Raw genomic sequence first — 24,938 nt, 5'->3', positions numbered from 1 at the left:
CGCCTCAGCTCGACTGCGGGTAGGAAATGATCGACAGGTAACGCGCAGGCAGCTTGACCAGCTCCTCCGGCCCATGCGGCGCGTCGGCGTCAAAAAACAGCGTATCGCCAGGCTTCAGCGCAAACACCTTGTCGCCGTGCCGGTAATCCACCTCGCCTTCCAGCATATACAGCATCTCGATACCGTCATGCTGGAAGGTCGGGAAGACATCCGACTCTTCAGTCAGGGTGATAATATAGGGTTCAACCATCACGCCGGAGGCATTGGCGCCGAGGTGGCCGAGCAGCTGATACTGATGCCCGGCCCGGGTGCCCGCGCGCTCCATTTCCGCACCTTCCCCCGCCTTCGTATGCACCGCCTCGCGGGTTTCCTCAAAGCGGCGGAAGAACGACGTGATCGGCACGCTCAGCGCATTGGCCAGCAGCTGCAGCGTGGTCAGCGACGGCGAGGTGTTGCCGTTCTCAATCTTCGACAGCATGCCAATCGACAGTCCGGTCAGATTGGCCAGATCCGCCACTGTGATGCCCTGCTGACGCCGGAATGACCGCACTTCGCGGCCGATCGCCACCTCCAGGACTTTTTCCGAGCCCTCGCGGACACGATGCGGATCTTGAGAAAGGTTATTTGCCACTGCGTCGGTATCGTCTTTAGGTTTAGCCACTGTGTTATCTTCCTTATTGACGGCCTCTGACAAGCGCGCAGCGGCGCGATACGCAAAAACTTTTCCAGGCGCAAGAAATCCCGCGAAAATTATTTTACTGCCATTACCACTTTTTCCCAACCCCTTACCGGCTGGGGAAAGAAACTAGTTGCTCCGCAGCACCGGCCCGCAGGGCGACAAACAAAAAACCCGGGCCAGTCAGCCCGGGCTCTCCCCCGCCTTGACAGCACTGAGCCTGCGCTCACGCATCCAGCAGCAGCAGGCAGGCCCCCAGCACCTTGCGGGTGCCGTCAAACACCGCGGGCTTCTCGCCGCGCCAGCGGCTGGCGTGCCGGTGCAATGCCGCCCGGCCCGAGGTCAGGTTGCGCAGCGTTTCCCCGGCTTCCCCTGCAATCAGGCCCACGCGGGTTTTCAGATTGGCATGAAAGGTCTCGCGGTGCAGCGCCTCCATCCGCAGGTGAAACAGCGACGACCGGCTGCGCGGCGCGATCTGCATCGCCTCTACCTGCTCTGCCGCTCCGGCCCAGATCCGCAGGGCGCGGGCCTGCAACCCTTCTGCCTCCTCCAGCGCACCGCGCCGGAATTGCAGCGCCGCCAGATTGGCAGGCGCCGTGGCCCGGCGCAGATCCGCCGCAGGAAAGGCAATCCGCGCCAGCAGATCCGCCAGCCGGAACAGGCGCACCGCCGGACGGACACGCCCCTGCGCGGCTGCTGCCAGCGCCCGCTCCATCAGCCGTTCCCAGGCCAGATCGGCCCGCGACCAGCCCGCCTCGCGCGCCGCCCGCATTTCCGCATCCGGCTTAAAGCCCCAGATACGCGGCGCGGACGTGTTCGTTTCCGTGAAGCTCATCTGCAGGACCCTCCATTGCTGCATTTCCGGTTTCCAGGACATAGGCGTAATCGGCCAGCTCCAGCGCCAGCTCGGCATTCTGCTCGACCAGCACCACCGACAGCCCGTTGGCGTTGATCTCTTCGACGATCCGGGCGATCTCCTCGACAATCACCGGCGCCAGCCCCATCGAGGGCTCATCCATCAGCAGCAGCCGCGGCTTGGACATCAGCGCGCGGCCTATGGCCAGCATCTGCTGCTCACCGCCAGACATGGTTTTGGCCATCTGGGTGCGCCGCTCTCGCAGGCGCGGGAAGCGTTCAAAGACATCCTCCAGATCCGCCTCAATTGCTTCCCTGTCCTTGCGCAGGAACGCCCCGGTGCGCAGGTTCTCCTCCACCGTCATATCCGGAAAGATCCGCCGCCCTTCCGGGACATGGGCGATACCGTTTGCCACCACCTTATGCGCAGGCAGATGGTCGATCCGCTTGCCTTCGAACGTGATCTCCCCCGCGGTGATTGGCAGCATCCCGGACATTGCCCGCAGCGTGGTGGTCTTGCCCGCGCCGTTGCCGCCGATGATGGTGACGATCTTGCCCTCCGGCACCGCAACCGAGATGTTCCGGATCGCGTTGATCTTGCCGTAATTGACGGCGACGTTCTTCATCTCAAGCAACATGGCGCGCGCCTCCCAGATAGGCCTCGATCACCGCCGGATGGTTGCGTATCTCCTGCGGTCCGCCCTCGGCCAGAAACTTGCCAAAACTCATGCAGGTGATGGTGTCGCACAGGCCCATGATCGCCTGCATGTCGTGCTCGACGATCAGAATGGTGATGCCGTCCGCCTTAAGCCGCTCCATCAGGTCCATCATCTGCCGCGTCTCTTCCGGATTCATTCCGGTAAAGGGCTCGTCCAGCAGGATCACATCCGGATGGCTGGCATAGGCCACCGCCATCCCCAGCGCCCGCTGATGCCCATGGCTCAGATCGCCGGCCCGTTCCTGCATCACATGATCGAGGCCAAAGAACTCCAGCGCCTCCTTCGCCCGCGCCTTGGCCCCGCTGCGGTCCTCCCGGTCCCAGCCGATGATCGCGGCAAAGATATTGGGCCGGAACGGCATGTGAGTGCCGACCAGCGCATTCTCCAGAACCGTCAGCTCCGCAAACAGGGTCGAGTGCTGGAAGGTCCGCACCACCCCGCGCCGGGCCACCTCATGCATCTGCAGTCCGGAGATATCCTCGCCCCGCAGCAGCACCTGCCCCTCGCTTGGCTTGTAGAAGCCCGAGATCATGTTGAACGTCGTGGTCTTCCCAGCCCCGTTGGGCCCGATCAGACCGTGGATGGAGCCATGCGCCACCTTGAACGACAGGCCGTCCACCGCCGTCAGGCCGCCAAACCGCATGGTCAGGTCTTTGACTTCGAGAAAATCGGTCATTCTGCCGGGCTCCGTTCCGGCGCGCCTTCAGCGGCGCGTCTTTTGGTGAATTTCTGCACGATGCTTTCCAAGCCATTGGGCAGGAACAGGATCGACAGGATCATGATGGCGCCATAGATCAGCGGCCGCATCTGCTCGAGCCCAAGCTCTCGCAGAACAACCTCGTTGATCACGGTCAGCACCACGCAGCCCAGGATCGGCCCGTAAAAAGTAGCGGTACCGCCGACAATCGCCCAGGTCAGCACAAAGACCATCAGGTCGATATCAAACGCATTGGGATTGATGGTGCCCACATAATGCGCCAGCAGCGCGCCGGAGATCCCGGCAAAGCCCGACGCAATGGCAAAGGCCAGCGTCCGGTAGGCCCGCACGTTCACGCCAGATGCCTGCGCCAGCTTGTCCTGCCAATGCACCGCGTGGAAGGTGAGGCCGACGGGCGATTTCTCGATCCGCCACAGAATCCACAGGCAGAAGGCAACGATGACACCGGCGAAATAATAGTATGACGTCGGCTCGAAGAAATCGAACTGATAGAACCCGATTGAGAAGTCCGGCATCGGGTCGATCCCCTTGATGCCCTTGGCGCCGCCAAAGGGATCGCGGAACCGCTTCCACAGCAGGCGGATAATCTCGCCCGCGGCAAACGATCCGATCAGAAAGTAGAACCCCTTCATCCGGAACAGCGGGAACGACAGCAGCACCGCAATCAGCGCCGCAATGACACCGCCCAGCAGCATCGAAACCGGCACATACACGCCCAGCTTCTTGGTCAGAAGCGCCGAGGAATACGCCCCCACCCCCATGATCACCACATGGGCCAGCGACCATTCACCGGTCAGCGTCAGCAGCCGGTAGCTGGCCACCAGCAGCACATTGATGGTCAGGAACACCAGTATTTCCTGCTGCGAGAAGCTGAGACCATGCGGCAGGGCAACCAGCGCGGCCAGCACCGCGATCCAGATCAGGAACTTAGGCACGGTCCGCACTCCCGAACAATCCGGTTGGCTTGACGATCAGCACAACCAGCATCAGCGACAGACCCACGATGTCGGCCAGAACGCCGTCCCAGAAGGTAGTCACAAAGGTATGCACCAGCGCATAGGCGACCGAGGCGACGATGGCCCCCTCCAGCGAACCGACCCCGCCGACGATGATGACAATGAACGCAGTGACGATCACCGAATGGCCCATATGCGGGTTGACCGAAACCAGCGGCGCCGTCAGTGCGCCCGCAATCCCCGCCAGCCCTGCACCGATGAACATGGCGATGCGCGCGGTCTGGGTGATTGAAATCCCCTGCAGGGCTGCCGCCTCAGGATCCTGCGCCGAGGCGCGCAAGGCCCAGCCGAATTTGGTCCGCTTCAAAAAGTACCAAAGCGCCGACAGCAGCACGATGGCGGCAATGATCACATACAGCCGTGCCACCGGCAGCCGCACCTTTTCGGAAAACGCAATCACCTCCTGCGTCACCGGCGGGATATGCACCATCCGCACGCCGAACCCCATCACCGCCAGCGCCTGCAGGATCATCAGAAACCCGATCGAGGCGACCAGCCCGCCCAAGGGGTTGTCTTTCAAGGGCCGGAACAGCGCCCTTTCCATCAAAAGGCCCAGGCAGCCCACAAACAGAAGGCCCGCTGCCACAGCCAGAAAGAACGGCACATTCAGGCCGGCATAGAGTGCCACAATCGAATAGGCACCCGCCATGAACAGTTCGCCATGGGCAAAATTGATCACGCCCATGACACCAAAGATCAGCACAAGCCCCACAGCAACAAGGGAAATATAGCTCGCAGCATACACGGCGTTGAGGCCGGTCTGCGCCAAAAGGTCCAGCATCGGATTGTCTCTTTATTCAGTCGCTTTCGCGGTGCGGGGACAGGCCTCGCACCGCCTGATGGCCCGGCTTGCAGGTCAGCTGCGCTGATCCCACATCTGGTCATAGGCCTTCATATGCTTGACCAGCAGATCGCCGTGTCTTGCGTACCAGTCGGGGATGGAGCGGAAGTCCTTGATCCGGGCCTTGCCGCCTTCAATGGCCACCACCGGCCAATCGCCCACCAGCGCGTTGTCGATGCCAAACAGCTCAGTGCCCCACCAGTCCGCATCGCCAAAGGCATGCTTGCCCTTGCCCTCTTTCATCGCAGCTGCCACCGCATCCGGGCTGGCCGATCCGGCTTTCTCGGCGGCCGCCTTCCACAGATCCATGATCGAGGCATATTCCCAGCTTACCGCGCCCCACTGGCCCGGGTGCCGCCTGTTGAACTCGGCATAAAATCCGTTCGGGTCGGTGAAGTTGATGTTGTCGCCGTTCAGCGCCGGATCGTCGAAATCCGGGAACTGGAAGACAAAGCCTTCCATGAATTCCTCGGAGGTCTTGGCGATCATCTGGTCATAGAAATCCGCGGTGCAGGAAATGATCTGCCCCTTGAACCCCTGCTGGAACAGCTGCTCGGTAATCGGATGCACATAGTCGCTGTAGCAGGTATCCAGGCAGACGATATCCGGGTCTTTGCTGATCAGCCGGGTCACTACCGGCGCAAAATCGGTGGTGGCCGGGTCAAACAGCAGCGGCGCGTCCAGCATCTTGATGCCCGCCGCCTCAAACGCCGCCAGATAAGTCGCGACCGAGGGCAGCCCCAGCGCATCGTCCTGGGCGCACATCACCGCGGTTTTCAGCTCCGGCTTGTTCTCTGCCAGCCACTCGACCCCGGTCACGTTATAGATCGGATGCACCTCGGCCGGCGCAATCAGCGTATTGGTGTCCGGCGACAGGTCGGACGGCAGCAGGGTCGAAAACAGCATCCCCGTCTTGTCCGCCACCGGCTGCACGCCGGGCCAGGTGTCGCCGCCCAGCATCATGATGAAGCTGACCCCGTCCTCGCGGATCAGCTTGGTCGCCCCGGTGCGCGCCTTGGCCGGGTCGTATTCATTGTCGTAGGAGACGAACTCGACACTGTAACTGCCGTCACTCAGCTTGATACCGCCCGCGGCGTTGACCCGCTCAGCCCAGATCTGGCAGCCGTCCAGCCCCGGCTTGCCCCAGGCCGCAACCGCGCCGGTCAGCGGCGCCAGAAAGCCGATCCTGATGGTATTGCCCGCCGCCAGCGATGCGCCCGGCAGCCCGGCGCTCATCGCGGTGACCGCTGTCGACTTGAGGAACGTCCTCCGGGTCAGCCCCGATTTCACGATCTTGGAAATCATTTTCATCTCCCATGTTGGACCCGCCTGTTTTTGCGGCGGTGTGTTCTTCGGGATGGGGCCGCTGCGGGGCTCCTGATGCCGGTCCGGCGGGACTGAACCAGTTTCCCGAAATTGGACCCATCCTGGACCAAGGCTAGCAGCGAGATGGTTCACCTCCAAGAAATTTTCTTTCACTTTCGGCGCACAAAAGGCACCAAAATAGAACCACAGGCATGTATTTCCGGCAAATACAGCGTCAAAAACGGCATCAAAACATTACCTTACAGCTCATCTTAATAATCCCGCCGAACAACCAATTTAAGAACCAATTTTCTCTGATTTCTTGCCGTCCGGCGCAGGAGCCGCTAGTCTCGGTGCCAGTTACAGTTGTGCCAGACGGTTGCACACCGGCCGCCAAAACCGGTATTTGCACCTTGGCACAGAGATCAGGAGCAGGGGATTCTCCCGCTCGTCCGGCCCGGAAAACAGATATGAGCTCAGCGGAAGAGACGACCTCGCAAATCCTGACCACCCATTCCGTGGGGGCCACCGTTCAGGTGGTGATCGACACCCTGTTTGCCCGCATCAAGGCGGGCACCTACCCGGTCGACACCCGGCTGCCGTCCGAACGGACGCTGGCCTCGGAACTGGGGGTGGCCCGCAACACGGTGCGCGAAGCACTGGATGTGCTGGCCGGCCAGAACGTGATCCACCGCCGCCCCGGCTCCGGCAGCTTTGTCAAATACCGCTCCGACCCCAAGCCCGAGGCCTCCTACTCGTCGCTGGCCAAGGAAGTGTCGCCGCTGGACCACCTGGTGGTGCGCGGCATCCTGGAGCCTGAGCTGATCCGCCTGGCTGTCATCAATATGACCCCCCGCCAGATCGAGGAGCTGGACGAGATCCTGTCGCGTGTTGAGGCCGTGCGCACCGATCCCGGCGACTTTATCGAGGCGGAGGAAGACCTCTACCGCAAGATTGCCGAGGGCACCGGAAACCCGCTGCTGCACTCCTGCTACGAGCTGACGATCGAGGCCTGCCGCCTGTCCTACCGCACCGCCCTGCGCCGCCGCCACCTGACGCCGCAGCGGATTCAGGACTACCAGAAACGCTATAACACGCTGTTCAACGCCATCGCCTCACGCGATGTGGAATCCGCGGTGGAATTCATCAAGCTGCACCTGATCGACGAGCAGAAGCTGCTGCTGCAGGAGATCTGATCCCGCGCTGGACCTGCCCCGCGGGACCCCCGCTATCAGGCCTGCACCGTCAGCCTTGCACTGCGCGCGAGCCAACCCGGCTTCCCGGCGCGCCGCTTTCCAGACGCTGGTGCCATAGCTGCCCCAGCGCCTCCATCTCTGCCTTCAACAGATTGGAATGCTGCGACAGCCAGGCCGGGATTGATCTGAACCCGGCAATCCGCGCCTTGCCGTCCTGGATGGTGACCACCGGCCAATCGCCAACCAAGGCATTGGAAATGCCGAAAATATCCTCGCCCCACCAGTCCGCATGGCCAAAGGCGTGGGTGACATGCCCCAGCTGCTTCATCGCCGCCAGCACCGACGGCGGCTCGACCGAGCCCGCCTTCTCCACCGCGCTGTGCCAGATATCCAGGATCGCCACATACTCCCAGCTCACCGCCGACCAGCTGCCGGGGAAGCGGCGGTTGTACTCCTCAAAAAACACATGCGGGCGGTTGAAGAAAAACGCCTTCTCCCGCAGCATCGGATCGTCGAAGTCCGGGAACTGGAACACCACCCCTTCCATGAATTCGGCTGAGGTCTTCTCCACCAGCTGGTCATAGCCATCCATGGTGCAGCTGATGATCTGCCCCGTGAACCCCTTGGCATAGGCATATTCCGTCATCGCATGCACCATCGGCGCATAAGACGAGCACCAGCACAGGATATCGGCGCCGCTCTCCAGCATCGGATCCACCACCGGCCCCGGATCGCTGGTTTCCGGATCATACTGCACTTCCCGCAGGATCTGCTTGTCCGCCGCCTTGAACGCCGCGCGGTAGACTGCCTGCGCAGGCAGCCCCAGCAGATCGGCCTGGCTGCACAGCGCAACCGTCTTCAGCTCCGGCCGGTTTTCCGCCAGCCAGGCCACCCCCGTCACATTCTGGATCGGATGCGCCTCGCTGGGCGCAATCAGATAAGGCGTGTCCGGCGACAGATCGGTTGGCAGCAGGGTCGATGTCAGCACCTTGTTGCGCATCAGAAAGTCGCGCACCGCCGCAAACGTGTCCCCGCCCAGCATCAGCATCAGTTTGACGTTGTGCTTCTGCACCAGCTCCACCGCGCCCTCCAGGGAGCGTTCGGGGTCATGGCCGCAGTCATATGAGTGGATGCGGATCGGGTAGCGGCGGCCGCCGATCAGCAGCCCGCCGGCCTTGTTCAGACCGTCCTCCCAGATCCGGCAGCCGTTCAGCCCGGGCAGCCCCCAGCTCTCGGCCTGCCCCGAAAGCGGTCCCAGAAAACCGATATTCACTGATTCTGTCATTCCCACCGACAGCCGGGGCAGCGCCGCGCGGGCGGCCAGCTGGTGTGCAAAACTCGTCGTCTTCATGTTCTGAATCCTAACGATAATTCTCCGCCCTGCCAGTCCAATCCGGGAAAAATACTATTCCCTCCGTGAAAATATGTTGACTCGGCGGTGCAATTTTGGACCTTATTGGATCAGACCAAAAGAACCAAACAGACATATTGGTCTATACCAATGGGAGAGCCACATGACCAAGAAGAGAATCGCCATCATCGGCGCCGGCCCCTCCGGCCTGGCCCAGCTCCGCGCATTCCAATCCGCCGCCAACAAGGGCGAAGAGATTCCGGAGATCGTCTGCTTTGAAAAGCAGGACGACTGGGGCGGGCTGTGGAACTACACCTGGCGCACCGGCCTGGATGAAAACGGCGAGCCGGTGCACTGCTCGATGTACCGCTACCTGTGGTCAAACGGCCCCAAGGAAGGCCTCGAATTTGCCGACTATTCGTTTGAGGAGCATTTCGGCAAGCAGATCGCCTCCTACCCGCCGCGCGCGGTTCTGTTCGACTATATCGAAGGCCGCGTGAAGAAGGCCGGCGTGCGCAAGTGGATCCGCTTCAACTCCGCCATCCGCTGGGTCGAATACAACGAGGACGCGGGCAACTTCACCGTCACCGTGCACGACCACTCCAAGGACAGCACCTACAAGGAAGACTTCGACCACGTGATCTGCGCCTCCGGCCATTTCTCGACCCCGAACGTGCCGTTCTACCCCGGTTTCGACACCTTCAACGGCCGCGTGCTGCACGCCCACGACTTCCGCGACGCACGCGAGTTCAAGGACAAGGACATCCTGATCCTCGGCGCCTCCTACTCCGCCGAAGACATCGGCTCCCAGTGCTGGAAATACGGCTGCAAGTCCATCACCTCCTCCTACCGCTCGGCGCCGATGGGCTTCAAATGGCCGGACAACTGGGAAGAGAAACCGGCGCTGGAATCGGTCAGCGGCAACACCGCCACCTTCGTCGACGGCACCCAGAAGCAGGTCGACGCGATCATCCTCTGCACCGGCTACAAGCACTATTTCAACTTCCTGCCGGACGATCTGCGCCTGAAGACCGCCAACCGCCTGGCCGCCGCCGACCTGTATAAGGGCGTGGTCTATGTGCATAACCCCAAGATGTTCTATCTGGGCATGCAGGATCAGTGGTTCACCTTCAACATGTTCGACGCCCAGGCCTGGTGGGTCCGCGACGCGATCATGGGCAAGATCGAAATCCCCGCCGACAAGGACACCCTGCTGGCCGACGTCAAGGAACGCGAAGAGCGCGAAGAAGCCTCGGACGACGTCAAATACGCGATCAAATACCAGGGCGACTATGTGCTGGAGCTGATTGAGGAGACCGACTACCCGACCTTCGACGTGGCCGGCGCCTGCCAGGCCTTCTATGAGTGGAAGGGCCACAAGGCCAAGGACATCATGGCCTTCCGCAATAACTCCTACAAATCGGTCATCACCGGCACCATGGCGCCCGTGCACCACACCCCGTGGAAGGACGCCCTGGACGACTCGCTGGAAGCATATCTGCAGAACTAAGCAGATGCGCCCGCGCCGTTTCCCTTCCTGTACGGTGCGGGCACCCTTTCGCTGCTGTGCGAATCCCTCTTCGCAAGCTAAGATCAACCCCATGCAGCGCGACAACACCATGACCCTCGGTTTTCTGATTTTTCCCGGCTTTCCAATGGCCTGCCTGACGTCGGCCATCGAACCCCTGCGCGCGGCAAATGAAATTGCCGGCACCGAAACTTTCCGATGGAAGCTGATCTCCGAAACCGGTGCCAGCGTGAACGCCTCCGCCAATGTGGCGTTCCAGCCCGACTGCTCCCTGGACCAGACTGAGGACATCGACACCCTGTTCCTGCTGTCCAGCCCGCAAGGCAAATTCGAAGATCCCAAGGGCTCCAACGGCAAGCTGCGCCACCTCGCCCGCCATGGCACCGAAATGGGCGCGGTCTCCGGCGGCGTGTTCCCGCTGGCCCGCTCCGGCCTGCTGGACGGCCACAGCTGCTCGGTGCACTGGTGCTACAAGGCCGCGTTTTCCGCCGAATTCCCGTCGCTGGCCACCGTCGACGACGTGATTGTCCTCGACCGCCGCCGCTTTACCGCCAGCGGCGCCGCGGCGATGTTCGACCTGTCTCTGAAACTTATTGAACAGGCCCTGGGCGACGCGGTGATGACCGAAGTCGCCTGCTGGTTCCAGCACCCGATGGTCCGGGCCGAGGGCGTGCGCCAGAAGATCCCTGCCTTCAAGACCGACAGCACCGCCGACAGCCTGCCGCCGCCGGTCGCCAAAGCGGTTGAACTGTTTGCCGACAACCTGGAGCACCCGGTGTCGATCCGCGATGCGGCCAGCGAAATCGGCGTCTCGCCGCGCCAGCTGGAACGCAGCTTCAAGGCCGCCACCGGCCAAAGCCCCGCGATCTATTACCGTACCCTGCGGATGAACGCGGCGCGGCAGCTGGTGATGTACTCCCGCGACTCGATCACTTCGATTGCAAATGCGGTTGGCTACGCCACCTCCTCCACCCTGTCGCAGCACTACCGCGACAGCTTCGGCGTCACCCCGCAGGAGGAACGCCGCAAGGTGAACCTGTTCCGGGTCCAGGACAACCGGCCGATCCCCTCTGCCTGACGCATTCGGGGCAGTTGCGGCGCAATTCCCCGGGCCAGGGTCCTCGGCAGCCGCTAAACTCTCCCTATAGGTGCAACCTGTTTTGAGAGGACACGGTGATGCTGACCGCAGTTGCCACATTTTTTATCCGCCGCGCGGAAAAGCGGATTGGCGCAAGCCTGGATTATGTCCGCCACATCGCGCGGACGAATTTTTCCCTGCTGTCGCGTTACAACAGGATTTTCGGGTTTCTTGATCCCAACCGCCACGTTCCGGCTGCCGCCTACCACGCTGCCCGCCTGCGCGGCGCACTTGCCGCAGACTGCGGCACCTGCGTTGAGGTCGAGATCAATCTGGCGCGGGCCGGCGGGTTGGATGAGGAACTTATCAACGACGTCCTCAGGGCAGATTTCCAGACCCTGCCGCCGGAACTTGCCCCAGTTGTCCGGCTGGCCGACGCGGTCACCGCCCGGCGCGAGGACGACCCAGAAGCCCGCAGCGCAGTAACCGGCACCTACGGCGATGCCGGTCTGATTGAGCTGTCTTTTGCCATGAACGGGGCTGCGATGCTGCCAGGCATCAAGCGCGCAATGGGCCATGCGACAGCCTGCGACCTGTCGGTGATGCGGCGCCTTACTGCAAGCCGATAAAAAACGCCGCGCAGACTATGCGCGGCGTTTCGTCTTTCTCGCGGCGATCAGATCACCGACTTGGCCGCCGCCACCAGCGCATGATGCAGCGATGCCGCCGACGACCGCGGGCCGATGATCGAATATCTCTGGCCCGGTTCATGGCACAGCAGGAAAACACCCAGATGCTCCATCGAGGTGCGGGTCGCATCGCCCGCTTTGCCCGCGCGGACATTGGCGTTGCACAGCCGTTCCAGCACATCAAAACAGCGCACGCCTTCCAAGCCGAAACAGCACCAGCCATCGGTCTGCTCCACCACCGATCCAGCCTCGCCCACCGCCTGCTTCAGATCAGCCGCCAGCAGTTCGTGGCTGTCATGCGGCGCAGAGACCATCCACAGATCCGGGCCCATCCACCAGGCGGCAAACTCCCCTGCCGCGCTCCAGCTGGCAGGCTCCGGCAGGGGACCGCCCAGATACGAGGCGGCCGCGGCGTTCACCGCTTCCGCCTGCCCCTGGCGTATCGCCAAAGAGGCCAGCGCCCGGTCGGTGACTTCACGGATCAGCAGCCCGGTGAAAGTGTCCGCCCGCGGTTCATGCCCGCCCAGCGGAGAGATGGCTTTCAGACCATGATTATCAAACTTACCCACGGAGACGCTCCCCTTCCGGATCCACAAAATGCGCGCTGACGACTTCGACCTGGGTCTCGTGCCCTTCCAGCGGATTGACCGCACGGATGACCTCGCCTTTGCGGGCATCGCCGTTCTTCAGGAAGCCGATCCCGATCGAGGATTTCAGCACCGGCGAATAGGCCGCCGAAGTGATATAACCCTGATCGGTGGCCGCACTGACCTCGCCATCAGAGTTCATCAAATGCGCGCCGGCATAGACAGTGGCATTTGAATCCACCGGCTTGAACCCAACCAGCTTCAGTGCATCCTCCTGGTTCATCCCTTCGCGCTCACTCAACACGTTGCCGATGCAGTCCTTCTTCTTGCTGACCATCCGGCCCATGCCAAGGTTCAGCGCCGAAGTTGTCCCGTTCAGCTCATTGCCGGCCGCATGGCCCTTTTCGATCCGCATGACGCCCAGCGCCTCGGTGCCATAGGGAACCGCGCCGAACTCCTCGCCCGCCTCCATCAGCTTGCGGATCATCGCATCGCCATAGCGGGTCGGAACCGCGATCTCATAGGCCAGCTCGCCCGAGAAGGAGATCCGGAACAGCCGCGCCCGGCAGCCGCCCGCCACAGTGATTTCACCGCAGCCCATGAAGGGGAACGCCTCGTTCGAGATGTCGAACTCAGGGTCCACGACCTTTTGCAACAGCTTGCGGGCATTCGGACCCGCCACCGCGAACTGCGCCCAGGCCTCGGTGGTCGAGATCAGCTGCACATCCATATCAGGGAACAGGCACTGGCGCGCAAATTCCATGTTGCGGTAGACCAGAACTGCGTTGGCGGTGGTGGTGGTCACCACGAAATGATCCTCGGCAAAGCGCGCGGCGGTGCCGTCGTCATAGGCAATGCCGTCCTCGCGCAGCATAAGGCCATAGCGGACCTTGCCCACCGGCAGCTTGGCAAAGGCGTTGGCGTACATCTTGTTCAGAAACGCGGCGGCATCCTTGCCCTGCACGTCGATCTTGCCCAGCGTGGTCACGTCGCAGACGCCGACAGAATTGCGGGTCTGCAGCACCTCGCGGTCCACCGACTGGCGCCAATGGGTTTCGCCCGCCTTGGGGAACCACTGCGCGCGCAGCCACTGGCCCACCTCGACAAACACCGCGCCCTGTTCCTCGGCCCATTTATGGCTCGGGGTTTTGCGGGTGGGGCGGAATTCCTCACCCACAGACCGGCCTGCCATCACCCCAAAGGACACTGGCGTATAAGGCGGGCGGAACATGGTGGTGCCGACCTCGGGGATTTGCTTGCCCGCCAGTTCGGCCATGATCGCCAAACCGCCCATGTTGGAGGTCTTGCCCTGATCGGTCGCCATGCCCAGGGTGGTGTAGCGCTTCAGGTGCTCGACAGAGCGGAAGTTCTCCTGATGCGCCAGTTTCACGTCTTTGACGGTCACATCGTTCTGCTGATCCAGCCAAGCGCGGCCCTTGCCTTCCTTCACATACCAGAAGGGTGTCACGTTGACCGGGGCATCCTCGGCCTCGGGCAGATCTGCGGCTTTCGCCTCGATCCCCAGCTCCGACAGCGCGGCCACAGCGCCCTCGGCACCGGCCCGCAGCGCGGCAGCGGTGGAGAAATCGCCATTGGCGGCACCCGCCACAGACATATTCTGCGGCAGCTCGCCTGCGGGGACAAAGGCGGCAATATCCTCGCGCCAGGCCGGGCGGCCGCGCTGGTGGCAGGTCAGATGCACATTAGGGTTCCAGCCGCCGGACACCGCCAGCGCCCCGCAAGGCACGTCGCGGGTGGAGCCGTTTGCCAGGCGCACCTGCGCCCATTCCAGACCCAGCCGGCCTTTGGTGTCGATCACCTGGGCACCGGCAAGCAGCTCCGCGCCTTCGACCTTAGGCGCATCCGCGCGGGTGTCTATCACCGCCGTGACCTTCACGCCCTTAGCGATCAGGTCCGCCGCGGTGCGGTGGCCGTCGTCGTTGTTGGTGAAAACCGCAACCGTCTGGTCCGGCGTCACCGCCCAGCGGTTGGCATAGGCGCGCACCGCACCCGCCAGCATCACGCCCGGACGGTCGTTGTTCTCAAACGCAATCGGACGCTCGGTGGCCCCCGCCGCCAGCATCGCCCGCTTGGAATAGATCCGCCACAGGATCTGCCGCGGCTTGCCCGCTTCCGGTGCCAGCACGTGATCCGCTACCCGCTCCACCGCGCCATAGATGCCGTGATCAAAGGCGCCGATGATGGTGGTGCGCGGCATCACCCGCACGTTCGGCATCGCGGCCAGCTCGGCCTGCACCTGCGCCACCCAGGCGGAACCGGTCAGATCCCCGACACCAAAACTCTCGGCATTCAGGCGCCCGCCCAGCAGAAAGTCCTCATCGGCAATGATCACCTGCGCCCCGGCCCGGCCAGCGGTCAGCGCCGCCATCAAACCGGTGGGGCCAGACCCGATCACCAGCAGGTCGCAATGCAGGAACCCCTTGTCATAGGCATCCGGATCGGCCTCGAAACTGATGCTGCCCAGACCCGCCGCCTTGCGGATAATCGGCTCGTACAGCTTCTCCCAGAACGCCGCAGGCCACATGAAGGTCTTGTAATAAAATCCCGCGGTCAGGAAGTTTGAGAACCGGTCATTGATCGCCATGAAGTCATGCTTCAGCGACGGCCAGCGGTTTTGCGAGTTCGCTTCCAGCCCGTCATACAGCTCCGCCACGGTGGCGCGGGTGTTCGGCTCCTGCCGCCCGCCGCTGCGCAGCTCAACCAGCGCGTTCGGCTCTTCCGAGCCGGAGGTCAGCACGCCCCGCGGACGGTGGTACTTGAACGACCGGCCCATCAGCCGCACGCCGTTGGCCAGCAGCGCTGAGGCCAGCGTGTCGCCCTCAAACCCCTGGTAGCGCTTGCCATCAAAGGTGAAGCCCAGCTTCTTGGCGCCGTTGATCAGCCCCCCGTCCAGACGGTTCGCTTGAACACCCTTGCGGGCGCCATTGCTGCCATCAGCGCGGAACGCCATGGCACCGGCATTGATCACTGCGTCAGTCATTTGCTGCGCCCCCTTGCCCGGGCCACATCACGGGCCAGTTCGACATTCAGGATTTCATGGGTCACGGTGTTGCGGGTCACCACCAGCCAGGACCGGTCGCCCTGCTCGTGGAACCACAGCTCGCGGTGCTCGCCCGCCGGGTTGTCGCGCAGGTACAGGTAATCGTGAAACTGATCCGCTGCGTCCGCGGCCTGCCAGTCCGGCCGGTCGATCAGGCTTGCGTCGCCCAGATAGGTGAACTCCTGTGAATCCCGCGGCCCGAGGATCGGATGGGTGATAATCATCGTGTGCTCCTTTCCTCAGTGCAGGTTCGGCTGGGCGCCCTGGCCCTTTTCATCAATCATGCAGCCGCGGCGGAACCGGTCGAGCCGGTAGGCCGTGGCCACCCTATGCGGCGTGTCGGTCGCCAGCAGATGCGCATAGCACCAGCCCGATGCCGGGGTCGCCTTGAACCCGCCGTAGCACCAGCCGCCATTGAAATAGAGGCCGTCGATATGGGTCTTGTCGATGAAGGGGGAGCCGTCCATCGACATGTCCATGATGCCGCCCCAGCTGCGCAGCATCCGCACCCGGCCCAGCGCCGGGATCAGGGCCATGCCACCTTCCATCACGTCCTCGACCACCGGCAAATTGCCGCGCTGCGCATAGGAGTTGTACATGTCCAGATCGCCGCCAAAGACCAGACCGCCCTTGTCCGACTGGCTGCAGTAGAAATGGCCCGCACCAAAGGTGATCACCCCGTCCAGCACCGGCTTCAGCCCCTCGGACACAAAGGCCTGCAGCACATGGCTTTCGATCGGCAGGCGCATCCCCGCCTTCTCCATCACCCGGCTGGAGGAGCCGGCCACGCAGCTCGCCACCTTGTTGGCACCGATGAAGCCCTTGGTGGTTTCCACACCCAGGCATTTGCCGTTCTCGATCTTGAAGCCGGTGACTTCGCAATTCTGGATGATGTCCACGCCGCGCAGGTCGGCACCGCGGGCATAGCCCCAGGCCACCGCATCATGGCGCACGGTGCCGCCGCGGCGGTGCAGCAGCCCGCCCTTGATCGGAAAGCGCGCGTTGTTGAAGTTCAGGAACGGATACATCTCACGGACGCCCTCGGTGTCCAGCAGCTCCGCATCCGAGCCGTTCAGGATCATCGCATTGCCCCGCCGCCGCGCCGCATCACGCTGCGCGTCCGTATGCACCAGGTTCAGAATGCCGCGCTGGCTGACCATGGCGTTGTAGTTGAAGTCCTGCTCCAGCCCTTCCCACAGTTTCAGCGACAGCTCATAAAACGGTTCATTGCCGTCCAGCAGGTAGTTGGAGCGGATAATGGTGGTGTTGCGGCCCACGTTGCCGCCGCCGATCCAGCCCTTCTCGATCACCGCGACATTGGTTAGCCCATGGTTCTTGGCCAGGTAATAGGCCGTCGCCAGCCCATGCCCGCCGCCGCCGATGATCACCACATCGTAGCTTTTTTTGGGTTCCGGATCGCGCCAGGTCGGGCGCCATCCCTTGTGGCCCGTCAGGGCCTCCTTGATCACTTTCAGGCCGGAGTACCGCATGATGTCCTCATCAACTGTCCCCGGCAGATTGAGTGAGAAATGCGTCACCTCACAGGGGGATTTCGGACACCGGACGCGCCATTTGCGTCATCAGCGTCAGTTCGCCCATTCAGCTCCGGCAGCCCATTTTCGACGACAGTCAGGCAAAAAATACATCAATTCGCTGATTTGAAAGAAATAATCGCACTTCCCCCGCGAAGCTGCCGAACCCACAGATGCCGCCCGGTTTGCGTCACCCAATCCGGCATCCGCGCCAAATGCGGCAGAAACGACTCACTTTGACAGGTCGATCTGGTCCAGTTCGTTCAAAAGGTCCAAAAGCGCCTCATAGCGCTCTGCTCCCATCTTGGCCCGGGTGCGGTTCATCAGCTCCAGACTCGCCTCAATGTTGTCGGCGATGACCTTCGCGCCCGCAGGCGCGATGCGCACCACCTGGCGGCGGCGGTCCTCCTTGTCGCGCGCGCGGCTGATCAGCTGCTTCTCCTCCAGCTTCTGCAGGATCCGCGTCAGGCTTGGCAGCAGCAGGCAGGCCTTGTCGGCAATCTGGGTCGGGTCAATCGGCCCGTCCTCCTGCACCACCCGCAGCACCCGCCACTGCTGCTCGGTCAGACCGGCCCCGCTCAGCAGCGCCCGGATCGGACCCATCACACGTTCCCGCGCCCGGAGCAGAGCTATTGGCAGCGAACGGTCGGTGGCCGGCATCATCTTGGTCATAGGCGATTATCACCCCGCTTCAGGCTAAACGCAATTGCTGCTTGAATTTCTTCTGCTTGACCAGCGACCTTCCATTTGCTAAACATGTTAAGCATTTCAGGAGGACGCTGGATATGCCGCACATCACGCTGGACTATTCCCCCAACATGGAGGACCGCACTGATATTGCCGCGCTGTGCCGCCACTTGCGGCAGACGGCAGCGGCCACCGGCGTTTTCCCGCTGGCAGGCATCCGGGTGCGGGCCTTTGCGGCCAATCACGTTTCGATTGCCGATGGCGATGACCGGCACGGCTATGTCGATATTTCGGTGCGGCTGCGGGCCGGCCGCGATCTCGACACCCGCAAACGCACCGCCCAGGCGGTGTTCGACGCGGCCCGGGCGTTCCTGGAGCCGGCCCTGCAGCAGCACTCCATCGCGCTCTCGCTGGAGATGCGCGACATCGACCCGGAGCTTTCCCCGAAATGCGGCACCATCCGCGACCATATGCAAAAGGCGGACCCGTCATGAGCGATCTGGCCACCAACACCGAAACGCTGAACCGCCACTTGGCCCGCTTCCGCACGGACGGCATCCTGAACCTGATCAACGGCGAAAGCCGCCCCGCCGCCTCCGGCGCCACGTTTGAGACGTCCTCGCCGGTGGATGAAAGCGTGATCTGCTCGGTTGCCAAGGGAAGTGCCGAGGACATCGGCGCCGCCGCTCAGGCCGCCAGGGAGGCCTTCCCCGCCTGGCGCGATATGCCTGCGCTGGAGCGCAAAAAGATCCTGCACCGCATCGCCGGCCTGATCGTCGAACGCGCCGAGGAAATCGCGCTGTGCGAATGCTGGGACACCGGCCAGGCCCTGCGCTTCATGTCCAAGGCGGCGCTGCGCGGCGCCGAAAACTTCCGCTTCTTCGCCGACAAGGCCACCTCCGCCCGCGACGGCCAGCAGCTGCAATCGCCGACGCTGATGAACGTGACCACCCGCGTCCCGATCGGCCCGGTCGGCGTCATCACCCCGTGGAACACGCCCTTCATGCTGTCCACCTGGAAGATCGCGCCCGCGCTGGCCGCCGGCTGCACCGTGGTCCACAAGCCTGCCGAATTCTCCCCCCTCACCGCCCGCATCCTGGCCGAAATCGCCCATGAGGCAGGCCTGCCGCCGGGCGTCTGGAACCTGGTCAACGGCTTTGGCGAGGACGCGGGCAAGTCGCTCACCGAACATCCCGAAATCAAAGCCATCGCCTTTGTCGGCGAGTCCAAAACCGGCTCAATGATCATGAAACAGGGCGCAGACACCCTGAAGCGCGTGCATTTCGAACTGGGCGGCAAGAACCCGGTGGTGGTTTTTGACGACGCCGACCTCGACCGCGCGCTCGATGCCGCGATCTTCATGATCTACTCGCTCAATGGCGAGCGCTGCACCTCCTCCTCGCGCCTCCTGGTGCAGGACAGCATCGCTGACGAATTCGAGGCGAAGCTGATCGAACGCGTCAACAGCATCAAGGTCGGCCACCCTCTGGATCCGGCCACCGAGGTCGGCCCGCTGATCCACAAGGTGCATTTCGACAAGGTCACCTCCTACTTCGAGACTGCCAAACAGGACGGCGCCACTATCGCCGCCGGCGGCACCCGCGCGGGCGACAAGGGCTGGTTCGTCCGTCCAACGCTGTTCACAAATGCCACCAACGATATGACCATCGCGCAGGAGGAAATCTTCGGCCCGGTCCTCACATCCATCCGCTTCAAGGACGAAGATGAGGCTCTGGCACTGGCCAACGGCACGCAGTACGGCCTCACCGGCTATGTCTGGACCAATGACCTCACCCGCGCCCTGCGCTTCACCAACCAGCTCGAGGCCGGGATGATCTGGGTGAATTCGGAAAACGTCCGCCACCTGCCCACGCCATTTGGCGGGGTCAAGTCCAGCGGCATCGGCCGCGACGGCGGCGACTGGAGCTTCGAGTTCTATATGGAACAGAAACACATCGGCTTTGCCCTGGGCCACCACAAAATCCCGCGCCTTGGCGCCTGATCCGCTCTTCATCCGGCTCAAAATATCCCGGGGAGCGTGAGGGGCCGGCCCCTCGCTCCCGCCCGGGCCTCAAATGAAAGGTTCAAACCATGCCTGTCCCCGCCCCGAACCTCTACCCGCCCTTCAACATCGTGCGGCTCAGCCATGTGGAATACCGCGTCACAGACCTCGCCGCCTCCCGTGCCTTCTACGTGGACACCCTCGGCCTGCAAGTGACGCATGAGGACGACAGCCGCATCTACTTGCGCGCGATGGAGGAACGCGGCCACCATTGCATCGTGCTGGTCAAGGCGGACACCGCCTCGGTCGGTGTCCTCGGCTTCAAGCTCTATGACGAGCCGGACCTGGACAGGGCGGCGGAGTTCTTCGCCTCCAAGGGCCTGCCGGTGGAATGGGTCGACCGCCCCCACATGGACCGCACGTTGCGCACCCGCGACCCCTGGGGCATCCCCTTGGAGTTCTATGTGAAAATGGACCGGCTGGAGCCGATCCACCAGAAATACAGGCTCTACAACGGGGTGAAACCGCTGCGCATCGACCATTTCAACATGTTCTCGGCGGACGTGGATGCCTCCGTCGCGTTCTACAACGATATGGGATTCCGCGTGACTGAGTTCACCGAGGATGACGACAGCGGCAAGATCTGGGCCGCCTGGATGCACCGCAAGGGCGGCGTGCATGATGTGGCCTTCACCAACGGCCTTGGCCCCCGCCTGCACCACACCGCCTTCTGGGTGCCGAACCCTTTGAACATCATCGACCTCCTGGACCTGATGTCGACCACCGGCTACGTGGACAACATCGAGCGCGGCCCCGGACGCCACGGCATCTCCAACGCCTTCTTCCTTTATGTGCGCGACCCCGACGGCCACCGGATTGAGATCTATTGCTCCGATTACCAGACCGTCGATCCGGACCTGGAACCGATAAAATGGTCGCTCACCGACCCGCAGCGCCAGACCCTCTGGGGCGCCCCGGCCCCGCGCAGCTGGTTCGAGGAAGGCTCGGTGTTTGAAGGCGCCACTGCGATACCCAGCGCTTTGAACGCCCAGCCGATTATCGCACCTTGAACCTCGCAGTATCATAGCTGAGAGGCGCGGCTGCCCGGGCGGGCGCGAACGCGCCTGCCGGGGGGCAGGCAGGCGCGGCCCGGCGGTTCCGCCGGGCAGGAGATATGGAAATTGAGGACCGCCCCGCGTCCATTGAGAGTATGAAAAGATGAAATGGGATGAATTCTCCGAATGGGGCCGCAGGGTGGCCGACTGGACGCAGGACTACCACCTGACCGTCGGCGACCGCCCGGTGCGGGCCAAGTCCGAGCCCGGCGAGGTGCTGAACGCCCTGCCGCAAACCCCGCCTGAGGACGGTGAAGGGATGGAGGCGATATTCCGCGATTTCGAGGACATCGTGATGCCCGGCATCACCCATTGGCAGCACCCGCGCTTCTTTGCCTATTTCACCTCCAACGCCGCCGCGCCCTCGGTGCTGGCCGAATTCCTGACCGCCGCCATCGCGCCGCAATGCATGTTGTGGCAGACCTCCCCCGCGGCGACAGAGATGGAAACGCGGATGATGGACTGGCTGCGCCAGGCGCTGGACCTGCCGGAGCAGTTCCAGGGCGTGATCCAGGACTCCGCCTCCTCCGCCACCCTCGCTGCCGTCCTGACAATGCGGGAAAAGGCGCTGAACTGGCAGGGCAACAGCCAGGGCCTGTTCGGCCAGAAGGCCCTGCGCATCTACTGTTCCTCCGAGGTCCACACCTCCATCGACCGCGCCATCTGGGTTGCAGGCATCGGCCAGCAGAACCTGATCCGCATCCCCATCAAGGGCGACTGGCGCGGCATGGACCCGGACGCGCTGGAGGCGGCCATTCAGGCCGACCTCGCCGCTGGCCGTCAGCCCGCCGGCGTGATTCTCTGCGTCGGCGGCACCGGCGTTGGCGCCACAGACCCGGTCGACAAGGTGCTGGATGTGGCCGAAAAATACGGTCTCTATACCCATGTGGACGCGGCCTGGGCCGGCTCCGCCATGATCTGCCCCGAATACCGGCACTACTGGCCGGGAGTGGAGCGCGCCGACAGCATCGTCTTCAACCCGCACAAATGGCTTGGCGTGCAGTTCGACTGCTCCGCCCATTTCCTGAAGAGCCCGGATGATCTGGTCCAGACCCTCGCCATCAGCCCGGAGTACCTCAAGACCCACGGCCATGACGGCATCATCAACTATTCCGAATGGTCGGTGCCGCTGGGCCGCCGCTTCCGCGCGCTCAAGATCTGGTTCCTGATCCGCACCTACGGACTTGAGGGCCTGCGCCAGCGCCTGCGCAACCACATCAACTGGTCGACCCAGCTTCACGAAAAGCTCAAGTCAGAGCCTGATTTTGAGATCACCACCCCGCCAATGTGGTCGCTCTGGTCCTTCCGATACGCGCCCGAAGGCGCCAAGGATCTGGACGATCTCAACCTGCGGCTGGTCAATGCGATCAACGACGACGGCCGCATCTACCTGACCCAGACCCGCCTCGACGGTCAGCTGGTGATCCGCTTCCAGGCGGGCCAGTTCGAGACCACCGAAGCGGACGTGATGATGGCCTTCGATGTCATCACCGAAATCGCAAGGAGCCTGACCTGATGCGCTTTGCCACCTACTCCGCCGACGGCGAAACCTTCTATGGCGCGGTGACAAATGCGGGCATGATCGCCCTGTCGCCGCAGTTCCCCGACTGGCCCACGATGCGCGATGTGATCGCGGCGGATGGCCTGCCCGCACTGGCAAAGGCCGCCGAGGGCAAGCCCGTCACCCACACCGATTTCACCTATGAGATCCCGATCCCCAACCCGGAGAAAATCATCTGTGTCGGTGTCAACTTCCCGGACCGCAACGCGGAGTACAAAGACGGCTCTGCCCAGCCCAAACACATGTCCCTGTTCCCCCGCTTCCCGCGCTCCTTCACCGGCGCCGGGCGCCCGTTGATCCGCCCGCCGGAAAACCACACGCTGGATTACGAGGGCGAGGTCGCAGTGGTGATCGGCAAACCGGGCCGCCGCATCAAACCGGAAGACGCCTATGATCACATAGCGGCTCTAACACTGGCGAATGAGGGCACCATCCGCGACTGGGTGCGCCACGCCAAATTCAACGTCACGCAAGGCAAGAACTGGGACAACTCCGGCGCCATCGGCCCGTGGTTGGTGCCCTTCACCAACGCCGCCCAGCTGGATGAGGCCCGTATCCTCACCCGCGTGAACGGAGAGGTCCGTCAGGATGACACCCTCAGCCGGATGATGTTCCCGGTCCGCGAGGAGATCGCCTATATCTCCACCTTCACCACCCTGCAGCCGGGCGACGTTATCATCACCGGCACCCCCACTGGTGCCGGCGCCCGCTTCGACCCGCCAAAATACCTGGTCCCCGGCGACGTAGTCGAGGTCGAGGTGGAGGGCATCGGCATCCTGCGCAACACGGTTGAGGATGAGACATGACCCCGGAGCAGCATCAAGACGCCGCTGACCGGCTGTTCAAAGCCGAGCAAACCGGCCAGCAATGCGGCCTGCTCTCCTTGGCATATCCCGGCATGACGCTGGACGATGCCTATGCGGTCCAGCAGGCTCTAATCAGGCAAAAACTGGCCTCCGGCCGCAAGAAAATCGGCTGGAAAATCGGCCTCACCAGCCGCGCCATGCAGCAGGCGCTGAACATCACCACGCCCGACAGCGGCGTGCTGCTGGACGACATGGCATTTGAAAACGGCGCCACCGTCCCCGCAGGCCGCTTCATCCAGCCGCGGGTGGAGGCGGAGATCGCCTTTGTCATGAAGTCCCCCCTCGCAGGCGCCGACTGCACCCGCGCGGACGTTCTGGCCGCAACAGACTATGTGGCTCCCTCGCTGGAAATCCTCGACACCCGTATCCTGCGTGCTGACCCGGATACCGGCCAGCCCCGCATCATCACCGACACCATCAGCGACAACGCAGCCAACGCCGGCCTGGTGCTGGGGGCCGAACGCCACGCCCCGAACGCCCACGACCTGCGCTGGACCGGTGCCATCGCCGCGCGCAACGGCACGGTGGAGGAAACCGGCCTCGGCGCCGGCGTCTTGAATGATCCCGTCACCTCGGTCCTGTGGCTGGCGCGCCGGATGGCGGAATATGGACAACAGATCGAGGCCGGGGATATCGTGCTGTCAGGCTCTTTCATCCGCCCCATAGAATGCCCGCCGGGTACGGAAATCACCGCTGATTTCGGCCCCTTCGGTTCCGTATCCATCAACTTTGCCTGACAGGAGGCCTCGCCCATGCCCGCGCCCAAGAACACTTTCAAGCAGGCCCTTGCCAAGGGTGAGCGCCAGATCGGCTGCTGGATGAGCTTTGCCGAAGGCCAGATCGCCGAGATCATGGGCACCTGCGGCTTTGACTGGCTGGTGATCGACGGCGAGCATGCGCCCAACGACATCCGCTCGATCCGCGACCAGCTGATGGCGCTGGCGGCCTCTCCCAGCCATCCGGTGGTGCGGGTGCCTGTGGGCGAGACCTGGATGATCAAGCAGGTGCTGGATGCGGGCGCGCAGACAGTGCTGGTGCCGATTGTCGAAAGCGCTGATCAGGCCCGCGAGCTGGTCCGTGCCTGCCATTACCCGCCCAAGGGCGTGCGCGGGGTCGGCGCCACGGCGGCGCGCGCCACCATGTTCGGCTCGGTCTCTGAGTACATCCAGACCGCCGATCAGGAGGTCTGCCTGCTGGTGCAGGTGGAAAACCGCGCCGGGATGGCCGCGTTGGACGAGATCCTGCAGGTCGAGGGCATCGACGGCGTCTTCATCGGGCCCGCGGACCTGTCCACCGACATGGGCCACCAGGGCAACTCCGCCCACCCGGAGGTCCGTGCGGTGATCGCCGATGCCATAACCCGCATCAAGGCCGCAGGCACCGCCCCCGGCATACTCGGCACCACCGATGAGGCCACCCAGGCCTACGCCGACATGGGCGCGCAGTTCCTGGCGGTGGGCATTGACGTGATGGTGCTGGCCAGAAACGCCCGCGATCTCGCTGCCAAGTGGAAGGCAGTCTAGCCACCAAGCGCAAGCCGCAAAAAAGAAGCCCT

At 63.2% G+C, this 24,938-nt stretch carries 24 protein-coding genes; 11 read left to right on the top strand and 13 right to left on the bottom strand.

Going from position 1 to position 24,938, the window contains the following annotated elements:
* Positions 1-4: 4 nt before the first annotated feature.
* The 7 genes from ACTRWG_RS19635 to ACTRWG_RS19605 all read right to left on the bottom strand — a co-directional run bounded on the left by ACTRWG_RS19635 (position 5) and on the right by ACTRWG_RS19605 (position 6,130).
* Positions 5-661: a helix-turn-helix domain-containing protein gene (locus ACTRWG_RS19635; protein WP_051357862.1), complete on the bottom strand. Its 657-nt coding sequence runs from the start codon at positions 659-661 to the stop codon at positions 5-7.
* 241 nt (positions 662-902) lie between these two features.
* Positions 903-1,511, bottom strand: a complete 609-nt coding sequence (locus ACTRWG_RS19630) for a hypothetical protein (protein WP_036797332.1) — start codon at positions 1,509-1,511, stop codon at positions 903-905.
* Complete coding sequence (locus ACTRWG_RS19625; RefSeq protein WP_027236184.1) at positions 1,462-2,169, bottom strand: ABC transporter ATP-binding protein; 708 nt, start codon at positions 2,167-2,169, stop codon at positions 1,462-1,464. Before ACTRWG_RS19625 ends, ACTRWG_RS19630 begins: the two co-directional genes overlap by 50 nt.
* Complete coding sequence (locus ACTRWG_RS19620) at positions 2,159-2,926, bottom strand: ABC transporter ATP-binding protein (protein ID WP_259957558.1); 768 nt, start codon at positions 2,924-2,926, stop codon at positions 2,159-2,161. Before ACTRWG_RS19620 ends, ACTRWG_RS19625 begins: the two co-directional genes overlap by 11 nt.
* Positions 2,923-3,903, bottom strand: coding sequence for a branched-chain amino acid ABC transporter permease (locus ACTRWG_RS19615; RefSeq protein WP_462829825.1), 981 nt, complete (start codon positions 3,901-3,903; stop codon positions 2,923-2,925). The genes ACTRWG_RS19620 and ACTRWG_RS19615 overlap by 4 nt, the downstream gene beginning before the upstream one ends.
* Positions 3,896-4,765, bottom strand: coding sequence for a branched-chain amino acid ABC transporter permease (locus ACTRWG_RS19610; RefSeq protein ID WP_462829824.1), 870 nt, complete (start codon positions 4,763-4,765; stop codon positions 3,896-3,898). The genes ACTRWG_RS19615 and ACTRWG_RS19610 overlap by 8 nt, the downstream gene beginning before the upstream one ends.
* 75 nt (positions 4,766-4,840) lie before the next feature.
* Complete coding sequence (locus tag ACTRWG_RS19605; protein ID WP_462829823.1) at positions 4,841-6,130, bottom strand: ABC transporter substrate-binding protein; 1,290 nt, start codon at positions 6,128-6,130, stop codon at positions 4,841-4,843.
* Between the two features lie 470 nt (positions 6,131-6,600).
* Between ACTRWG_RS19605 and ACTRWG_RS19600 the strand changes: the two genes are divergently transcribed.
* The gene (locus ACTRWG_RS19600; RefSeq protein ID WP_027236179.1) at positions 6,601-7,326 is read left to right on the top strand and encodes a FadR/GntR family transcriptional regulator; all 726 of its coding nucleotides are present in this window, start codon (positions 6,601-6,603) and stop codon (positions 7,324-7,326) included.
* 49 nt (positions 7,327-7,375) lie between these two features.
* On the opposite strand, the gene ACTRWG_RS19595 is transcribed toward ACTRWG_RS19600, so the two are convergent.
* Positions 7,376-8,677 (bottom strand): ABC transporter substrate-binding protein, encoded by a 1,302-nt coding sequence (locus ACTRWG_RS19595; protein WP_027236178.1) that lies wholly within the window; start codon positions 8,675-8,677, stop codon positions 7,376-7,378.
* Between the two features lie 163 nt (positions 8,678-8,840).
* Between ACTRWG_RS19595 and ACTRWG_RS19590 the strand changes: the two genes are divergently transcribed.
* The 3 genes from ACTRWG_RS19590 to ACTRWG_RS19580 all read left to right on the top strand — a co-directional run bounded on the left by ACTRWG_RS19590 (position 8,841) and on the right by ACTRWG_RS19580 (position 11,912).
* Entirely contained in the window at positions 8,841-10,187 is a 1,347-nt protein-coding gene (locus ACTRWG_RS19590) for an NAD(P)-binding domain-containing protein (protein WP_027236177.1), read from the top strand.
* A gap of 91 nt (positions 10,188-10,278) precedes the next feature.
* Positions 10,279-11,283, top strand: coding sequence for a GlxA family transcriptional regulator (locus ACTRWG_RS19585; RefSeq protein WP_027236176.1), 1,005 nt, complete (start codon positions 10,279-10,281; stop codon positions 11,281-11,283).
* 98 nt (positions 11,284-11,381) lie between these two features.
* Positions 11,382-11,912 (top strand): carboxymuconolactone decarboxylase family protein, encoded by a 531-nt coding sequence (locus tag ACTRWG_RS19580; RefSeq protein ID WP_027236175.1) that lies wholly within the window; start codon positions 11,382-11,384, stop codon positions 11,910-11,912.
* A 47-nt stretch (positions 11,913-11,959) separates the two neighbouring features.
* Here ACTRWG_RS19580 and ACTRWG_RS19575 read toward each other — a convergent pair whose 3' ends face one another.
* The 5 genes from ACTRWG_RS19575 to hpaR all read right to left on the bottom strand — a co-directional run bounded on the left by ACTRWG_RS19575 (position 11,960) and on the right by hpaR (position 17,824).
* Entirely contained in the window at positions 11,960-12,541 is a 582-nt protein-coding gene (locus ACTRWG_RS19575; RefSeq protein ID WP_027236174.1) for a sarcosine oxidase subunit gamma, read from the bottom strand.
* Entirely contained in the window at positions 12,534-15,530 is a 2,997-nt protein-coding gene (locus ACTRWG_RS19570) for a sarcosine oxidase subunit alpha family protein (RefSeq protein WP_051357861.1), read from the bottom strand. Before ACTRWG_RS19570 ends, ACTRWG_RS19575 begins: the two co-directional genes overlap by 8 nt.
* A 26-nt stretch (positions 15,531-15,556) precedes the next feature.
* Entirely contained in the window at positions 15,557-15,844 is a 288-nt protein-coding gene (locus tag ACTRWG_RS19565; protein WP_027236172.1) for a sarcosine oxidase subunit delta, read from the bottom strand.
* A gap of 15 nt (positions 15,845-15,859) precedes the next feature.
* Positions 15,860-17,110 (bottom strand): sarcosine oxidase subunit beta family protein, encoded by a 1,251-nt coding sequence (locus tag ACTRWG_RS19560; RefSeq protein ID WP_462829822.1) that lies wholly within the window; start codon positions 17,108-17,110, stop codon positions 15,860-15,862.
* Positions 17,111-17,383: 273 nt separating this feature from the next.
* Entirely contained in the window at positions 17,384-17,824 is a 441-nt protein-coding gene (hpaR, locus tag ACTRWG_RS19555) for a homoprotocatechuate degradation operon regulator HpaR (RefSeq protein ID WP_462829821.1), read from the bottom strand.
* A gap of 113 nt (positions 17,825-17,937) precedes the next feature.
* Between hpaR and ACTRWG_RS19550 the strand changes: the two genes are divergently transcribed.
* From ACTRWG_RS19550 to ACTRWG_RS19520, 7 genes are all read left to right on the top strand, one after another.
* Entirely contained in the window at positions 17,938-18,333 is a 396-nt protein-coding gene (locus ACTRWG_RS19550) for a 5-carboxymethyl-2-hydroxymuconate Delta-isomerase (protein WP_462829820.1), read from the top strand.
* The gene (gene hpaE, locus ACTRWG_RS19545; protein WP_462829819.1) at positions 18,330-19,841 is read left to right on the top strand and encodes a 5-carboxymethyl-2-hydroxymuconate semialdehyde dehydrogenase; all 1,512 of its coding nucleotides are present in this window, start codon (positions 18,330-18,332) and stop codon (positions 19,839-19,841) included. The genes ACTRWG_RS19550 and hpaE overlap by 4 nt, the downstream gene beginning before the upstream one ends.
* 89 nt (positions 19,842-19,930) lie before the next feature.
* On the top strand, positions 19,931-20,911 hold the full coding sequence (gene hpaD / locus ACTRWG_RS19540; protein WP_462829818.1) for a 3,4-dihydroxyphenylacetate 2,3-dioxygenase: 981 nt from the start codon (positions 19,931-19,933) through the stop codon (positions 20,909-20,911).
* A gap of 148 nt (positions 20,912-21,059) precedes the next feature.
* Entirely contained in the window at positions 21,060-22,472 is a 1,413-nt protein-coding gene (locus ACTRWG_RS19535) for a pyridoxal phosphate-dependent decarboxylase family protein (protein WP_462829817.1), read from the top strand.
* Positions 22,472-23,323, top strand: a complete 852-nt coding sequence (locus ACTRWG_RS19530; RefSeq protein ID WP_462829816.1) for a fumarylacetoacetate hydrolase family protein — start codon at positions 22,472-22,474, stop codon at positions 23,321-23,323. The genes ACTRWG_RS19535 and ACTRWG_RS19530 overlap by 1 nt, the downstream gene beginning before the upstream one ends.
* Entirely contained in the window at positions 23,320-24,120 is an 801-nt protein-coding gene (gene hpaH, locus ACTRWG_RS19525; protein ID WP_027236164.1) for a 2-oxo-hept-4-ene-1,7-dioate hydratase, read from the top strand. Before ACTRWG_RS19530 ends, hpaH begins: the two co-directional genes overlap by 4 nt.
* A 15-nt stretch (positions 24,121-24,135) precedes the next feature.
* Positions 24,136-24,906: an aldolase/citrate lyase family protein gene (locus ACTRWG_RS19520; protein ID WP_027236163.1), complete on the top strand. Its 771-nt coding sequence runs from the start codon at positions 24,136-24,138 to the stop codon at positions 24,904-24,906.
* Positions 24,907-24,938: the final 32 nt, after the last annotated feature.

The organism is Leisingera sp. G5_S3_59_S7, from assembly GCF_054968485.1.
Note: the sequence above shows the minus strand (reverse complement) of the source record. Positions and strands in the feature narration are given on the sequence as shown.

Coding starts and splice junctions, on each gene's coding strand:
- ACTRWG_RS19535 (WP_462829817.1), top strand. CDS start 21,060: ATGAAATGGGATGAATTCTCCGAATGGGGCCGCAGGGTGGCCGACTGG.
- ACTRWG_RS19530 (WP_462829816.1), top strand. CDS start 22,472: ATGCGCTTTGCCACCTACTCCGCCGACGGCGAAACCTTCTATGGCGCG.
- ACTRWG_RS19550 (WP_462829820.1), top strand. CDS start 17,938: ATGCCGCACATCACGCTGGACTATTCCCCCAACATGGAGGACCGCACT.
- ACTRWG_RS19570 (WP_051357861.1), bottom strand. CDS start 15,530: ATGGCGTTCCGCGCTGATGGCAGCAATGGCGCCCGCAAGGGTGTTCAA.
- ACTRWG_RS19625 (WP_027236184.1), bottom strand. CDS start 2,169: ATGTTGCTTGAGATGAAGAACGTCGCCGTCAATTACGGCAAGATCAAC.
- ACTRWG_RS19580 (WP_027236175.1), top strand. CDS start 11,382: ATGCTGACCGCAGTTGCCACATTTTTTATCCGCCGCGCGGAAAAGCGG.
- ACTRWG_RS19610 (WP_462829824.1), bottom strand. CDS start 4,765: ATGCTGGACCTTTTGGCGCAGACCGGCCTCAACGCCGTGTATGCTGCG.
- ACTRWG_RS19630 (WP_036797332.1), bottom strand. CDS start 1,511: ATGAGCTTCACGGAAACGAACACGTCCGCGCCGCGTATCTGGGGCTTT.
- ACTRWG_RS19620 (WP_259957558.1), bottom strand. CDS start 2,926: ATGACCGATTTTCTCGAAGTCAAAGACCTGACCATGCGGTTTGGCGGC.
- ACTRWG_RS19605 (WP_462829823.1), bottom strand. CDS start 6,130: ATGATTTCCAAGATCGTGAAATCGGGGCTGACCCGGAGGACGTTCCTC.
- ACTRWG_RS19590 (WP_027236177.1), top strand. CDS start 8,841: ATGACCAAGAAGAGAATCGCCATCATCGGCGCCGGCCCCTCCGGCCTG.
- ACTRWG_RS19520 (WP_027236163.1), top strand. CDS start 24,136: ATGCCCGCGCCCAAGAACACTTTCAAGCAGGCCCTTGCCAAGGGTGAG.
- ACTRWG_RS19565 (WP_027236172.1), bottom strand. CDS start 15,844: ATGATTATCACCCATCCGATCCTCGGGCCGCGGGATTCACAGGAGTTC.
- ACTRWG_RS19595 (WP_027236178.1), bottom strand. CDS start 8,677: ATGAAGACGACGAGTTTTGCACACCAGCTGGCCGCCCGCGCGGCGCTG.
- ACTRWG_RS19600 (WP_027236179.1), top strand. CDS start 6,601: ATGAGCTCAGCGGAAGAGACGACCTCGCAAATCCTGACCACCCATTCC.
- hpaE (WP_462829819.1), top strand. CDS start 18,330: ATGAGCGATCTGGCCACCAACACCGAAACGCTGAACCGCCACTTGGCC.
- ACTRWG_RS19560 (WP_462829822.1), bottom strand. CDS start 17,110: ATGCGGTACTCCGGCCTGAAAGTGATCAAGGAGGCCCTGACGGGCCAC.
- hpaD (WP_462829818.1), top strand. CDS start 19,931: ATGCCTGTCCCCGCCCCGAACCTCTACCCGCCCTTCAACATCGTGCGG.
- ACTRWG_RS19585 (WP_027236176.1), top strand. CDS start 10,279: ATGCAGCGCGACAACACCATGACCCTCGGTTTTCTGATTTTTCCCGGC.
- hpaR (WP_462829821.1), bottom strand. CDS start 17,824: ATGACCAAGATGATGCCGGCCACCGACCGTTCGCTGCCAATAGCTCTG.
- hpaH (WP_027236164.1), top strand. CDS start 23,320: ATGACCCCGGAGCAGCATCAAGACGCCGCTGACCGGCTGTTCAAAGCC.